Source organism: Arthrobacter sp. 9MFCol3.1, from assembly GCF_000620385.1.
In the GTDB taxonomy this organism is placed as follows: Bacteria; Actinomycetota; Actinomycetes; order Actinomycetales; family Micrococcaceae; genus Arthrobacter.
In genome coordinates this window covers 284,368-299,798 of the sequence record NZ_KK211131.1, presented here as the reverse complement: position 1 = coordinate 299,798, position 15,431 = coordinate 284,368, and the positions used below count along the sequence as shown (strand labels likewise).

The 15,431-nt window shown below is 67.6% G+C and carries 12 protein-coding genes; all 12 read left to right on the top strand.

What is annotated here, in order from left to right; genetic code table 11:
• Nucleotides 1-72 precede the first annotated feature (72 nt).
• The 12 genes from C560_RS0118765 (at nt 73) to C560_RS0118710 (ending at nt 15,374) form a co-directional block, all read left to right on the top strand.
• The gene (locus tag C560_RS0118765; RefSeq protein WP_026539357.1) at nt 73-1,164 is read left to right on the top strand and encodes a LacI family DNA-binding transcriptional regulator; all 1,092 of its coding nucleotides are present in this window, start codon (nt 73-75) and stop codon (nt 1,162-1,164) included.
• An 84-nt stretch (nt 1,165-1,248) separates the two neighbouring features.
• On the top strand, nt 1,249-2,655 hold the full coding sequence (gene uxaC, locus C560_RS0118760) for a glucuronate isomerase (RefSeq protein WP_026539356.1): 1,407 nt from the start codon (nt 1,249-1,251) through the stop codon (nt 2,653-2,655).
• Nucleotides 2,652-4,085 (top strand): mannitol dehydrogenase family protein, encoded by a 1,434-nt coding sequence (locus tag C560_RS0118755; RefSeq protein ID WP_081801764.1) that lies wholly within the window; start codon nt 2,652-2,654, stop codon nt 4,083-4,085. Before uxaC ends, C560_RS0118755 begins: the two co-directional genes overlap by 4 nt.
• Before the next feature lie 208 nt (nt 4,086-4,293).
• Complete coding sequence (uidA, locus tag C560_RS0118750) at nt 4,294-6,105, top strand: beta-glucuronidase (protein ID WP_026539354.1); 1,812 nt, start codon at nt 4,294-4,296, stop codon at nt 6,103-6,105.
• A 58-nt stretch (nt 6,106-6,163) separates the two neighbouring features.
• The gene (uidB, locus tag C560_RS0118745; protein WP_026539353.1) at nt 6,164-7,588 is read left to right on the top strand and encodes a glucuronide transporter; all 1,425 of its coding nucleotides are present in this window, start codon (nt 6,164-6,166) and stop codon (nt 7,586-7,588) included.
• Between the two features lie 32 nt (nt 7,589-7,620).
• On the top strand, nt 7,621-8,850 hold the full coding sequence (gene manD, locus C560_RS0118740) for a D-mannonate dehydratase ManD (protein WP_026539352.1): 1,230 nt from the start codon (nt 7,621-7,623) through the stop codon (nt 8,848-8,850).
• A gap of 76 nt (nt 8,851-8,926) precedes the next feature.
• The gene (locus C560_RS22420) at nt 8,927-11,155 is read left to right on the top strand and encodes a gluconokinase, GntK/IdnK-type (RefSeq protein WP_197026199.1); all 2,229 of its coding nucleotides are present in this window, start codon (nt 8,927-8,929) and stop codon (nt 11,153-11,155) included.
• A gap of 147 nt (nt 11,156-11,302) precedes the next feature.
• Entirely contained in the window at nt 11,303-12,544 is a 1,242-nt protein-coding gene (locus C560_RS0118730) for an FAD-dependent oxidoreductase (protein ID WP_026539350.1), read from the top strand.
• A 14-nt stretch (nt 12,545-12,558) separates the two neighbouring features.
• Nucleotides 12,559-13,137 (top strand): dihydrofolate reductase family protein, encoded by a 579-nt coding sequence (locus C560_RS0118725; protein WP_026539349.1) that lies wholly within the window; start codon nt 12,559-12,561, stop codon nt 13,135-13,137.
• Nucleotides 13,138-13,242: 105 nt separating this feature from the next.
• On the top strand, nt 13,243-13,827 hold the full coding sequence (gene pyrE, locus C560_RS0118720; protein ID WP_026539348.1) for an orotate phosphoribosyltransferase: 585 nt from the start codon (nt 13,243-13,245) through the stop codon (nt 13,825-13,827).
• A 96-nt stretch (nt 13,828-13,923) separates the two neighbouring features.
• The gene (locus C560_RS0118715; RefSeq protein WP_231494394.1) at nt 13,924-14,733 is read left to right on the top strand and encodes a GAF and ANTAR domain-containing protein; all 810 of its coding nucleotides are present in this window, start codon (nt 13,924-13,926) and stop codon (nt 14,731-14,733) included.
• 95 nt (nt 14,734-14,828) lie between these two features.
• On the top strand, nt 14,829-15,374 hold the full coding sequence (locus C560_RS0118710; protein WP_026539346.1) for a hypothetical protein: 546 nt from the start codon (nt 14,829-14,831) through the stop codon (nt 15,372-15,374).
• Nucleotides 15,375-15,431 lie beyond the last annotated feature (57 nt).

Here is a 15,431-nt window from a genome sequence, read left to right as displayed (position 1 = left end):
GGGGCCGTTTTGAACGCTCAAAACGGCCCCTGCCGCGAGCTGGTTGGGTTGTTTCCTCGTTAGGATGGGGCGGTGACTGAACCCAAGACGCCGGACGCTGCCGCAACAACAGAGCCGGCCAAGAAGCATTCCCGGTCCGGAAAGTCCCACGCCACCATTTACGACATTGCCAAGGTTGCCGGCGTCAATCCCTCCACCGTCTCGCGGGCGCTCAGCAAGCCCGGCCGGGTCAGCGCCAAGACGCAGAAACTCATCGAGGACGCCGCCGCCGAGCTGAACTACCAGGTCAACCCGTTCGCCCGCGCGCTGCCCACGGGCCGCACCAACACCTTCGGGCTGATCGTCGCGGACATCACCAACCCGACGTTTTTCGACATCATCCGCGGGGCGGAAACGACGGCCACCCTGCGGGACTACACCCTGGTGCTGGCCGAGTCGGCCGAGTCCGGCGTCACTGAACTGACGGCAGCACGCCGGATGATGGCCACCGTGGACGGACTCATCCTGGCCAGCCCCCGCATGGACGACGACGACATCCGTGCCATCGCCCGGGACAAGCCGGTGGTGGTCATCAACCGCGAGGTCGACGGCGTGCCGTGCGTTGTTCCCGACGTCAACAAGGGCATCAGCGAGGCCGTCCGCAGCCTGGCCGCCAACGGGCACCACAAGGTTGCCTTTGTTGCCGGGCCGCCGCAGTCCTGGATGTCCGCGCGCCGCTGGGAAGGCGTGCAGGCGGCCTGCGAATGGTCCCGGCTCGAGGCCGTGCGGCTGGAATCCGCCAAACCCACCGTCGACGGCGGCCGCCAGGTGGCGCGCGACGTCCGGGCCAGCGGGGCCACGGCCGTGCTGACCTACAACGACCTCCTGGCCATCGGGCTCATGCAGGAACTCCAGGCCGCCGGCATGGTGGTCCCGGACCAGATCAGCATCGTGGGCTTCGACGACATCTTCGGGGCGGATTTCACCACGCCTCCGCTCACCACCGTGCGCTCGCCGCTGGGGGAGTGCGGCTCGGGCGCCGCCACGCTGCTCCTGGATCTGCTGCACAGAGATGTCCTGCACAGTGATCTCCCGCGCAGCGCGGGGGAACCTTCCGCCACCCTGCGCGTCGAGACGGAGCTGGTGCTGCGCGGCTCGAGCGGGCGGCTGCTGCCCGCGGGCTAGCCGCGCCTGGGGGCCACCCGCAACCAGGTGGCAATTTTTGGCAACCGGTTGACAAATGCCGGAGGCAAGCCGGACCATTGATCTATGTCACAGTCGATTGCCGCCAACCCAGACCGGCTCCTGCCCGCGGATCCCGGAACGCGCAGCATTGCGCGCGACCTCCTGCAGCGCGTCCAGGACCTCCCCATCATTTCCCCGCACGGGCACGTTGACGCCGCGGTCATCGAGCACAACAGCCCCTTCCCGGACCCTGCAGCGCTGCTGGTCAGCCCGGACCACTACGTCACCCGGCTGATCCACGCCAGCGGCGTCCCGCTGGACCGGCTGCGGGGCTCGGCAGCGGCGGAGCCGGACTCCCGCACGGTCTGGCGCGAGTTCTGCAAGGCCTGGCCGCTGTTCGAAGGCACGGCCTCTGGCTACTGGCTTCGCACCCAGTTCAGCAGCGTCTTCGGCCTCCGGCAGGAGATCAGCGCCGAGACCGCCGATGCCAGCTACGATGCGATCTCCGCCAAGCTGCTGGAGCCCGGCTTCCGTCCCCGCCAGCTCTTCAAGGACTTCAACATCGAGGTGCTGGCCACCACGGACGACCCCCTGGACAGCCTCGCCAGCCACGCGGCGATCGCCGAGGACCCCACGTTCCACGGCCGCGTCCTGCCCACCTTCCGCCCCGACGCCTACCTCAACATCGCGCACCCCACGTGGTCCGCGAACGTGGACCGGCTCGTCGCGGCAGCGGGCGACGGCGCCACCGGCTATGCCGGCTACATCACCGCCCTGGAAAACCGGCGCCGCTACTTCGTGGACCATGGCGCAGTCTCGGCCGACCACGGCGTCCGGACCCCGGCAACGCTCAAGCTCGACGCCGGCGACGCGGCCAGGCTGTTCGACCGCGCCCGCTCGGGCCAGGCCACGGCGGCCGACCGCGACGACTTCGAAGCCCACATGATGTACCAGATGGCCCGGATGTCCGTGGAGGACGGCCTGGTCATGACCATCCACCCGGGGTCCTACCGCAACCACCACGAACCCACGTTCAACGCCTTCGGCGCCGACACCGGCCACGACATCCCGTTCGCCGTCAACTACACCGAGGCGATCCGTCCGCTGCTGCAGGACTTCGGCACCGCCAAGGACTTCCACCTGGTGCTCTTCACCCTCGATGAGACCGTGTTCTCCCGCGAACTCGCGCCGCTGGCAGGCTTCTACCCCTCCGTCTACCTCGGCGCCCCGTGGTGGTTCCTGGACGCACCCGACGCCATGCTGCGCTTCCGCTCGGCCGTGACCGAAACCGCAGGATTCTCCCGCTCGTCCGGCTTCATCGATGACACCCGCGCCTTCTGCTCCATCCCCGCGCGCCACGACGCCTCCCGCCGGATCGAGGCCTCCTTCCTGGCGCGGCTGGTCGCGGAACACCGCGTCAGCGAGGACCGCGCCCATGAACTGATCGTCGACATCGTGGACGGCTCGCCCCGACGGGTGTTCAAACTGTGAGCGTCGAACAGCACACCGGGGCCCCGGCCGGCGTGGAACTTCCCCGACTGAGCCGCCGCCTGCGCCCCGGCGCCAAGGCACCCGTGCGGATCGTCCACCTGGGCCTGGGCGCCTTCCACCGCTCGCACCAGGGGTGGTACACCCACCAGGCGTCCGACGCCGCGGACTGGGGCATCGCGGCCTTCACCGGGCGCCGCCCCGACGCCGCCCTGGCGCTGGCCGAACAGGACGGGCTCTACACGATCGTGAACCGGGCCGACGGCGGCGACTCCTTCACCGTTGTCAGCAGCATCGTCGAAGCCGTGGACGGGGCGGATGTGCAGCGGCTCGCGGAGCTGGTCGCCGCGCCGGCCACAGCGGTGATCACCCTGACCATCACCGAGGCTGCCTACCGGCTCCGCGCCGACGGGCGGCTTGACCGCACCGCGCCCGACGTCGCCGCCGACCTTGCGCTGCTGGCGTCCGGCAGCGGAAGCCCGGCGACGCCGCTGGGCCGGCTGGTGCTGGCCCTCGCAGCCCGCCGGGCTGCCGGGTCGGGACCGCTCGCCGTCGTCTGCTGCGACAACCTTTCCAACAACGGCACCGTCGCGCACAACGCCGTGGCAGGCATGGCCGGGGCCTGGGACGCGGGACTGGCCGGATGGATCGACGCCAACGTCAGCTTCGTCAGCACCTCGGTGGACCGCATCACTCCCCGCACCACGGCCGCGGACATCGCCGCCGTCCAGGCCGCGTGCGGCTACCGCGACAATTCGCCCGTGGTGGCCGAACCCTTCTCCAACTGGGTGCTCAGCGGGGAATTCCCCGCCGGGCGGCCGCGCTGGGAAGACGCCGGTGCCGTGTTCGTCGCCGAGATCGAGCCGTACGAGAACCGCAAACTCTGGCTCCTGAACGGCGCACACTCCCTGCTGGCCTACGCCGGGCAGCTGCGCGGCCACACCACCGTGGCCCAGGCCCTGGCGGACCCGCTGTGCCTGCGGGCCGTTGTGGAGTTCTGGGACGAGGCGGAGGCAAACCTGTCCGGGCCGGAGGGACATGCCGCGGACCTGCAGATCCCGGCCTACCGCGCCGCCCTGCTGGAGCGATTCGGCAACGCCCGGATTGCCCACCACCTCGCACAGATCGCGATGGACGGCAGCACGAAGCTGCGGATGCGCGCCATTCCGGTGCTGCGGGCCGAGCGTGCCGCGGGCAGGCCCGGCGCGGCGGCCGCGCTCATGATTGCCGCCTGGATGGACTACAGCGCCGCCTCCGCCGCGTTCCAGGATCCGCTGGCCGGCGAGGTGGCCGCAGCCAACCGGCTCGCGGGCGCCGAGCGGACCCGTGCCTTGCTGGCCCTGGTGGATCCTGCCCTGGCCGGAGACAGTTCCGCCGTGGACCTCATTGAAGGCTTGCGCGGAACGTTCGGGGAGCAGGCTGTCTCCCCGTAACGCCCTGCGTGCAAGGACTGCTGCCCGGCCCCCCGACCACGGGGAGCCGGGCAGCAGTGTTCCGATGAACTTTCACAAAATTATGGCAACCGCTTGCCATTTGATTGCCAAGTGATTAGGATTACAGCAAGAGCACAAACCGGCCCCGCGGCCGGACCCCAAAAAATACTCCCCGGCACTGCCCGCAAAGACGCGATAGGACCTCCCAATGCTCAAGCCCCAGGCCAGCGAAACCCGCGAGATCGTCAATCTCGACGGCCTGTACCGCTTCAAGGTCGACTTTGACCGCTCCGGCCACCGGGACGAATGGTTCAAGGCGCCCCTGGAAACCGGGCTGGAAATGGGCGTCCCGGCCAGCTACAACGATGTCTTCCCCGACAGGGCCGTCCGGGACCACGTGGGCTACGTCTGGTACCAGCGCGACGTCCGGGTCCCGCGCGGCTGGGCGGGGGAGCGGATCCACATCCGCCTCGACTCGGCCACGCACGAGGGCATGGTGTGGGTGGATGACACCCTGGTGGCCCAGCACACCGGCGGGTACATGCCTTTCAGCGCGGACATCACAGACCTCGTGACACCGGGGCAGATCTTCCGCCTGACGGTCTCGGTCAACAACGAGCTCACGCAGGCCACCATCCCGCCCGGAACCATCACCGTCACCGGGGACGGCCGCCGCCAGCAGAGCTACCTCCACGATTTCTACAACTACGCCGGCCTGCACCGCAGCCTCTGGCTGTTCAGCACCCCCGCGGTCACGGTCGATGACATCACCGTCGTCACCGGCTTCGAGGGAACCACCGGCAGCGTCGGCTATACGATTGCCACCGCCGGCGGGACCGGCAGCGAAACGGTCACCGTTTCCCTCCGCGACGCCGACGGCGTCGAGGTCGCCCGCGCCGACGGTGCCCGCGGCGCGCTGGCGGTCGCCGACGTCGTGCTCTGGAAGCCCGGCGCCGCCTACCTGTACAGCCTCACCGTGCAGATCCGCGACGGCGGCCGGCTGCTGGACAGCTACACCCTGCCGGTCGGCGTCCGCACCGTGGAAGTCAGCGGCAAGGAATTCCTCATCAACGGCGAACCGTTCTACTTCACCGGCTTCGGCATGCACGAGGACCACGTGGCCATCGGCAAGGGCCACAGCAACGCCCAGATGGTCAACGACTTCCAGCTCCTGGACTGGGTAGGCGCCAACTCGTTCCGGACCTCGCACTATCCCTACGCCGAGGAAGTCATGGAGTTCGCGGACCGGCACGGCATTGTGGTGATCGACGAAACCGCCGCCGTCGGGCTGCACCTGGGCTTCGGCGCCGTCTTCGGCGGCATCGCCAAGAAGACCTACGTCGAGGGCGGTGTGGACGCCAACACCGCCGCCAACCACCGGCAGGCGATTACCGAACTCGTCGCCCGCGACAAGAACCACCCCTCGGTCGTGATCTGGTCGATCGCCAACGAACCGAACGGTTCCGAGGAAGGCGCCCGCGAGTACTTCGCACCCCTCGTGGAGCTGACCCGCAGCCTGGACCCCACCCGGCCCGTCGGCTACGTCAACGTCCTGTTCGACACCCCGGACAAGGAACTGCTCGGGGACCTGTTCGACGTGATCATGCTCAACCGCTACTACGGCTGGTACGTCGACAACGGCGACCTCGAAACCGCCGAACAGCACCTCGAGAAGGAGCTGCGCGAATGGGAAGCCAAGTACGGCAAGCCCATGATCATGACCGAATACGGCCCGGACACCATGCCCGGCTTCCACTCCATCTATGAACAGCCCTGGAGCGAGGAATACCAGGCAGCGTTCCTGGCCATGTACCACCGGGTCTTCGACCGGGTGGACGCCATGGCCGGTGAACAGGTCTGGAACTTCGCGGACTTCCAGACCTCCAACGGCATCATGCGCGTGGACGGCAACAAGAAGGGCGTCTTCACCCGGGACAGGCGGCCCAAACCCGCCGCCTATGCCCTGCGCCAACGGTGGACGGCACTGGCCGGCACCAAGAACAGCACCTCCAAGGCGTAGGCCTTAACGCACATTTTTCGCCGGACCCAGGTCCGGCAACGGGTAAAGGAGCCCAATCATGAAAAAGCTGAACAAGCTCAGCATCATCGGCTATGGCGCCGGCGACGCCGCAAACAATCTGGCCTTCACCACCGCCACCATGTTCCTGCTCGTGTACTACACGGATGTGGCCGGGATCTCCGCCGCGGCCGCCGGCACCCTGCTGCTGGTGGTGCGGATCTTCGATGCCTTCGCGGACGTCTTCGCCGGCCGCGTGGTGGACCGGACCTACAGCAAGCGGTTCGGCAAGTTCCGTCCGTTCATCATGTTCGGCTCCATCCCGCTGCTGCTGCTGAGCGTGGCCACCTTCTCCATCCCTGAGCTCGGCGAGTCCGGCACCCTGCTCTACGCCTACGTCACGTACGCCGCCCTGGGCCTGGCCTACAGCCTGGTCAACATCCCCTACGGCTCCCTCGCCGGCGCCATGACCCAGGACCCGGCGGAACGCGCCAAGCTCGGCTCCGCCCGGATGATCGGCGCGCTGCTGGTCGGCTCCGCCCTGGGCATCTTCGTGGCCCCGCTGATCAAGCCCGGCGCCGACCTGCAGGCAACCTTCACCACCATCACCCTGTCGTTCGTCGTCATCGGTGCGGCCCTGTACTTCTTCACTGTCCTGACCGCCAAGGAGCGGGTCTACCGCGCCGTCCCCAACGTCACGTTCAAGCAGAGCATGGACACCCTCAAGGGCAACCGGCCGCTGCTGATGCTGTGCCTGAGCTCCTTCTTCTTCCTGACCGGCTACCTGGCCCTCACCTCGGTCCAGCTCTACTACCTCCGCGATGTCCTCGGACGGCTGGACCTGTACCCGGTGCTGTCCATCATCCAGCTCGTCCTCACCTTCGTGCTGGCCGCCTTCATGCCCAGGCTGGTCCGCAAGCTCGGCAAGAAGCGGGTCTACATCCTCTCGTCGCTGCTCACGGTGATTGGCGGCGCCGTCGTCTTCTTCACCCCGGCCAGCCAGGTCTGGATCGGTTTCACCGGCCTGGTGGTCAGCCTCGTGGGCGTCCTCGCGGTCAACATCGTGGTGTGGGCCCTCGAAGCCGACACGGTCGAATACGGCGAATGGAAGACCGGCGTCCGCACCGAGGGCATCACGTACGCGCTGTTCTCCTTCACCCGCAAGACCGGCCAGGCAGTCGGCGGCGCGCTCGCGGCCTACGCCCTGGCCCTGGGCGGCTACAAGTCCGGCGCCGTCCAGACCCCCGACGCCGTCTTCGGCATCCAGCTCGCCGCCGGCGCCCTGCCGGCGGTCATGACCATCCTGGCCGTGATCGTCATGGCCAAGTACACGCTCACCGATACCATGCACGCCCGGATCCTCACCGAGATCCAGGCCCGCCGCACCGGCGGCGAAGGACCGTCGGCCGGCGACCGGCCCTCCGGTTCCGACGGCGCCGCCCCCGCCGTTTCGCCCGGCGCCGCGCCGTTGGCGCCGGGCAATTAAGACATCCCCGTTAGAGCAGATAAGGACCTGTTGTGAAAATCATTGCCGCTGAAGTGTTCGTCACCAGCCCCTCCCGGAACTTCGTGACCTTGCGGATCACCACCGAGGACGGTGTGACCGGGATCGGGGACGCGACCCTGAACGGGCGCGAGCTGGCCGTGGCCGCGTATTTGAAGGAGCACGTCGCGCAGCTGCTGATCGGCAAAGACCCGCACCGGATCGAGGACACCTGGCAGTTCCTGTACCGGTCCTCGTACTGGCGCCGCGGCCCGGTCACGATGGCCGCGATCGCCGCGGTGGACATGGCGTTGTGGGACATCAAGGGCAAGCTGGCCGGGATGCCGGTCTACCAGCTCCTGGGCGGGGCGTCCCGGAACGGGCTGCGCGCCTACGGGCACGCTTCCGGCGCGGACCTGCCCTCGCTCTTCGACTCGGTCCGCGAACACCTGGAGCTGGGGTACAAGTCGATCCGGATCCAGACCGCGGTCCCCGGGATCAAGGCCGTTTACGGCGTCGCGGCCCAGGCCCAGGCCTCCGGGGAGCGCTACGACTACGAACCGGCCGGGCGCGGCGCGTTCCCGCAGGAAGAGGACTGGGACACCCGCGCCTACCTCCGCCACCTGCCGACCGTGTTCGAGGCGGTCCGGAACGAGTTCGGCCCGGAAATCCCGTTGCTGCACGACGGGCACCACCGGATGACCCCGATCCAGGCCGCGAAGCTGGGCAAGGCGCTGGAACCCTACGACCTGTTCTGGCTCGAGGACTGCACCCCGGCCGAGAACCAGGAGGCCCTGCGCCTGGTCCGGGCGCACACCACCACCCCGCTGGCGATCGGGGAGATCTTCAACACCGTGTACGACTACCAGGCCCTGATCAATGAACAGCTGATCGACTACGTCCGGGCCGCGTCCACGCACTTCGGCGGGATCAGCCCGCTGAAGAAGGTCATGGACTACGCCGCGCAGTACCAGATCAAGTCCGGCTTCCACGGCCCCACCGACATCTCCCCGGTCGGGTTCGCCGCGCAGCTGCACGTGGGCCTGGCGATCCACAACTATGGCATCCAGGAATACATGCAGCACTCGGACAAGACCAACGAGGTCTTCGAACAATCCATGACGTTCGTGGACGGTTACCTGCACCCGGGCGACAAGCCCGGCATCGGCGTCGAATTCAACGAGGAAGCCGCCGCCGCGTTCCCCTACCAGCAGGCCTACCTGCCCTACAACCGCCTCGTCGACGGCACCGTTCATGACTGGTAACCCGGCCATGAAAAGTACCCCGGCCACGACCGGTGAGCTGAAGCCCGCCGGTCCCGGCCGCCGCCACCTCGTGGTGATGGGCGTGACCAGCTGCGGCAAAAGCACCGTGGGCGCGGCCATCGCCGACCGTCTCGGCGCGGAATTCCTCGACGGTGACTCGCTGCACCCGCAGTCGAACATCGACAAGATGGCCTCGGGTACCCCGTTGGACGACGACGACCGGGCACCCTGGCTGGCCGAGATCGGCAGGCGCTTCGCGGCGTCGGACTCCGGCCTGGTCATCGCGTGCAGCGCGCTCAAGCGTTCCTACCGTGACATCATCCGCAGCGGGGACTCCTCCGTGGTGTTCGTGCACCTGCACGGGACCCGGGAACTGCTCAGCAGCCGCATGGCCGCGCGTCCCGGGCACTTCATGCCGCTCTCGCTGCTGGATTCGCAGCTGGAAACCCTGGAAGAACTCCAAACCGACGAAGCGAGTGTTGTAGTGGATATCGCCACGCCAGTGAACCAGATCGTTGACGACACCGTTGCGGCCCTCGACGGGCTGCAGGGTGGGGCTCCCCGGTTCCTGGTGGACCTGAAGACCGCGCCGTTCAACCTCGACGATGCCGCGATTGCGTGGGTGGAGTCCACCATCGGCTCCATGTCGGATGAGGAAAAGATCGGCCAGCTGTTCATCAACCACAACAACGACTACTCCCCGGAATACCTCGACGGTGTCCTGGAGCAGTACCACGTGGGCGGCATGCGGTACCGGCCGGGGCCGTCGGCCGAGGTACAGGAACACATCCGCTACGCGCAGTCCAAGGCACGGGTGCCGCTGCTGATCGCGTCGAACCCCGAAATGGGCGGCGCCGGCAGTTGCGACGACGGGACGTTCGTCTCGACCCACCTGCAGGCTGGCTCGCATCCGGACAAGGGCATCGCCCGCCAGATGGGGCGCGTTGCCGGGGTGGAGACAGCCGCGCTGGGCTGCAACTGGGCCTTCGCGCCCATCGTGGACATCCACTACAACTGGCGCAACACCGTCATCTCCACCCGGGCCTTCGGCAACACCCCGGAAATCGTGGTGGAACGGGCCAAGGAATACTTCGACGGCATCAGCGAATCGCCCACCGTGTGCGCCATGAAGCACTTCCCCGGTGACGGCCTGGACGAACGCGACCAGCACGTGGTCACGTCCTACAACACGTTCGGCTACGAGCAGTGGAACCAGACCTACGGGCACGTATACCGGGAGATGATCGGGCACGGCGTGCAGTCCATCATGGTCGGGCACATAGGTGCGCCGGACCTGTCACGGCATTTCCGCCCGGGCCTCGCGGCGCAGGACATCCTGCCCGCGACCCTGGCGCCGGAACTCCTCCAGGACCTGCTGCGCGGCGAGCTCGGCTTCAACGGGCTGGTCCTCACCGACGCGTCCCAGATGATCGGCCTCACCCAGGCCATGAAGCGCAGCGAGCTGGTCCCGGCCACCATTGCGGCCGGGTGCGACATGTTCCTGTTCTTCCGGAACCCGGCCGAGGACTTCGGGTACATGCTGGACGGCTACAAGTCCGGGATTATCACCGAGGCGCGGCTGCATGACGCCCTGCGCCGGATCCTGGCCCTCAAGGCCTCGCTCGGACTGCACCTGAAGTCCCGGGAGGCGCTGGTTCCGCCGGTGGAGGCGCTGGCACGGATCGGCAGCGAGGCGCATTTGGCCATCGCCGCCGAAGTTGCGGACAAGACCGTCACGCTGGTGAAGGACACTGCGCAGAACCTGCCCATCACCCCGCAGACGCACAAGCGGATCCGGCTGTACGGCATTTCCGGCGGCGCGGACTTCACCATGGCGGATCCTCTGGCCTACCTCGATGTGGTGGCCGGGGAACTGGAACGGGCCGGTTTTGAGGTGCACCTCTTCAAGACGGCGGCGCAGCGCAAGGCGGCAGGGGAGGAAGGCGTGAATTTCATGTCCGTCATCTCCGAGGAAGCCACCGGGGACTACGCGGACAAGTATGACGCCGCGTTTGTGTTCGCCAATGTGAAGGGCTTCGCGCAGGAGGCCGCGATCCGGATCAAGTGGTCAACGCCGATGGCCGCCGAGATCCCCTGGTACACCACCGAGGTCCCCACGGTATTCGTCTCGCTCAACCAGCCGAACCACCTCATTGACGTGCCGATGGTCAGGACCGCCATCCACGCCCACGCGGGCACGCCGGCAGCCATCCGGGCCGCGATCGAGAAGATCCAGGGCAAGTCGGAGTTCCAGGGCACGTTCAACGAGAACGTCTTCTGCGACTCCTTCGACACCCGGCTCTAAACCACGCTGCGTTTTTGACCTGACGCGGCGCCAAATACCCTGCGCTAAGAGGATTCTCGTAGCGCAGGGTATTTTGCGCCGCGGACGCCCGAAACTGGCCGCGAAAACCCTCTCCCGCGGCACCCCGCGCAGGCGTAGCGTGGGGCCATGGAGAAGACCGGATGCGCGGTGGTGGGCGGTGGACCTGCGGGGATGATGCTGGGCTTGCTCCTGGCACGGGCCGGGGTGCGGGTGACGGTGTTGGAGAAGCACGCCGATTTTCTGCGCGACTTCCGCGGCGACACCGTGCACCCGTCCACCATCCGGCTCATTGACGAACTCGGACTCGGCCAGGAGTTCCGCCGGCTGCCGCAGAGCCGCCTGAAGAATGTCGTTTTCCCGGTCCCGGGCGGGGCGGCCGTGACCATGGGCGACTTTGACGCCCTGCCGCCGCCGTACAACTACATCGCCATGATGCCGCAATGGGATTTCCTGAGCTTCCTCGCCGACGCCGCGGCCCAGGAGCCGGGGTTTACGCTGCTCATGAGCCACACCGCCACGGGCCTGGTCCGCAACGGAGGCCGTGTCCGCGGAGTCCGCTTCCGGACCGCCGACGGCACGCAGGACGAACTCCTGGCGGACCTGGTGGTTGCCACGGACGGCCGCCATTCCGTGCTGCGCACCGCGGCCGGGCTGGCGCCAAAGGAGTTCCCGGTGCCCTTCGACACCTGGTGGTTCAGGCTGCCCCGTTATCCCTCCGAAACGGGTGAGGTGGCCGGGCTCGTGCCGGCGTTCGGCCCCGGCGAGGCGCTGCTGGCCCTGTTCCGCAACGACTACTACCAAATGGGCTACCTCGCCGCCAAGGGCGCCGACGCCCGGATCAGGGCGGAAGGCGTCGAGGGCTTCCGACGGCGGGTCGCGGCCCTCCGCCCGGACCTTGCGGACCGGGTTGACGCCATCGCGTCCCTCGATGACCTCCACTGGCTGGACGTGCGCCTGAACCGGCTGCACTCGTGGCACATCAACGGGCTGCTGTTCATCGGGGACGCCGCGCACGCGATGTCCCCGGCCGGAGGCGTCGGAATCAACCTCGCCATCCAGGACGCGGCAGCCGCCGCCGAGTACCTTGCCCCCGCACTGCTCCGGGGCCGGGTGACCACGGCAGACCTGGAGAAAGTCGAACGACGGCGCCGGCTGCCCACCGTCATTGTGCAGAGCGTCCAACGGCTCATGCAACACGCGATCTTCGGCCCGATCCTGACCGGGAAGCGGACAAAATTTCCGGCGGCGGCACTCTTCTTCGCCCGGCACGTTCCGGCGTTCCGCAAGATCATTCCCCGCTTCATCGCCTTTGGTCCGCGCCCCGAGCACGCACCCGCCTTCGCGCGGCGTGCCCCGCAACACAGCTAGCAGAGGAACCGAACGTGGGGCAACTGGTAGTCCAGGAATTCGTCACGGCCGACGGGTTCGCGGCCAACACCAACAATGAGTTCACGGCCTACGAACTGATAGAAGGCGGCACCGCCGAGCTCGACCAGAGCCAGCTCGCGTGGCTCGAGACCGTCGACGCGATGGTCCTCGGGGCAACCACCTACCGGATGTTTGCTGAATTCTGGCCGACTCCCGCGTCCGAGGGGGAGATCATTGCGCCGGCGATTAACGCGCTGCGTTGCTACGTGTTTTCCCGACATCTCCGGAGCGCGCCGTGGGGCGGCTTCCCCGCGGCGACCATTGAATCGGGCGATGCGGTCGCGGCGATCCGCCGGATCAAAAGCGAGGTCAGGGGCACGATTGTGGTCTGGGGAAGCCTGACCCTGAGCGAGGCGTTCTTCGCGGCCGGCGAAGTGGACGCCGTGCGCCTCGTTGTCCTGCCGGTTGCGACCGGCGCGGGGCGCGGCGTTTTTCCGGCCGGCCAAGACCCGACCTTGTTGAGGCTGCTGAGCGCGAAGACGTACGACGCCGGGCTGATCGAGCTCGAATACGCCGTTAGTGCGGGCCGGTAGGTCTAGGGCGTAGGACATCGAGGCCACCGCTGACATCTGGCCGTCCGCCGACATACACGGCTCCGGCTGGGAATCCGCGGCGGACCACCCACTAAACTGGGTGCCATGACTGCCACCCGTGACTTCGCAGCCGACGCTGCCACTGCCCGTGCCCGACTCCTGGAACTGATCAAGGAACTGGCCGTAGTCCGCGGCAAGGTCATCCTCTCCAGCGGCGCCGAGGCCGACTACTACATCGACCTGCGCCGCATCACCCTGCACCACGAGGCGTCCAAACTCGTCGGACAGGTCATGCTCTCCCTGATGGAGGACGCCGGGATCGATTTCGAGTGCGCCGGGGGACTCACCATGGGGGCGGACCCGGTGGGCACCGCCGTCATGCATGCCGCCGTCGACGCCGGCCGCCCGGTGGACGCTTTCGTGGTCCGCAAGGCGCAGAAGTCCTACGGCATGGGCCGCCAGGTGGAAGGCCCCTCGGTCGAGGGCCGCAAGGTCCTGGTCCTGGAGGACACGTCAACCACCGGCGGGTCCGCGCTGACCGCCGTCGAGGGCGTCCGCAAGGCCGGCGGCAACGTGGTGGCCGTCGCCGTGATCGTGGACCGCGACACCGGGGCCAAGGAAAAGATCGAGGCCGAAGCCGGTGTTCCGTATCTCTTCGCCTTCGGCAAGGGCGAACTGGGCCTTAGCTAGGGTTTCGGCGCCCGACGCCAAAGGTGGACTGGGTATGGGCCGTGACTTATCATTTGTCCCATACCCGTCCATCCTTTTATCTGGAGAACACGCGCCATGCTCCCGTCCGAAAAGTCCCTGAACAGCGGTGTGAATCGCGGCCCTGAAGGGCAGGGCGCCGACATCTCGGTGGGCACGGTCGACCAGATCCAGAACCTGATCCTGGACAGCGCGGACTTCGAAGAGTTCCTGAACGAACTCGCGCGTTTTTCCGCGCACCAGGTGGCCGGGACCGGCGACGACGCGCTGTGCGGAATCACCCTGCTCCGGGACCGTAAGGCTGCCACGATCGGGTGGAGCAGCGACTCGGCCCGCGAAGTGGACGAGATCCAGTACTCCCTGTCCCAGGGCCCCTGCCTGACCGCCGCCAAGGAAGAACGGGAAGTCTACGTCCCGGACCTCTTCGACGAGGACCGCTGGGGTCCTGACTACGCCTCCGCCGTCGCCTCGCATGGCTTGCGCTCGGTGTTGTCGGTGCCGTTCCACCTCCAGGGCGAGGCCCAGGCGGCGCTGAACCTGTACTCCGATGTCCCGCACAAATTCGACGGCGACGTCGCGATCCGGGCCCGCGGCTACACCCGTGAAATCTCCCAGGCGCTGCGGCTGGCAGTGAGGTTCTCACTGCACACGGACAGTGCCACGAACCTGCGCGCCACGCTCGAATCCCGGACCGTGATCGACATGGCGATCGGGATCGTCATGGCGCAGAACCGCTGCGACCAGGAAACCGCGGTCCGGATCCTCACCGACGCCTCCAGCAACGGCAACGTCAAACTCCGCGACATCGCCGCCTCACTGGTGCAATCCGTCGGCGGAACGGCTACCCGGACGCACTACGAAGAGCCGAACCGGCGACAGGCTGGCTGAACCGGCAGCGGCCTATGACTTGTGTGCGACCACAAGCGCGGATACGCTGAATGCGGTTGAGCCGTCGGCCATAGACATCCTTATTTGGAGTACCTATGGACCAAACACTGCAAGCCCACGTCAAACTCGATGTCGTCGCCGACGTCGTCCGGATTAGTGTCCGGGGGAGCCTCACGCAAGCCTCCCGCCCCGCCCTGATGCAAATTATCCAGCGCGTTCGCCGCATGGGGATCATCTCGCACATCCGCGTCGATCTCGGCCTGGCCGCATTCGTGGAATCTTCGGCGCTGGCCGGCCTGCGCAACGACCTCAACGCGATCGACGGCGGGACCCCCGGCTCGGAGGTCGCCGGCATGCCGGCCCCCGGCGGCGTCTCCCTGGAACTGACCGCGCACCGCGACGATTCCGCCGGATTGCCCACACTGGACATGGCCGGGGAATTCATGGCTTCGATCGATCCCTCAGGCACCCGGAAGCTGACCCGGTTCTCCGACGACGAACTCTTCGCCGCGAGCGACTCGGTGTTCGGCCTCCTCGATGATCCCGCTGACATGGCCCGCTCGGAACTCCTGGCGACCTATGACGAGATCGGCATGGAAATCAGCCGCCGCGAGGTTGGCCGCGAGCCCGAACCCGCGTAGCCGGCAACGGCGCCAACCGCGCGCCAGCGGCCCTCCAACCGCGCTCCAGCCGCGCGC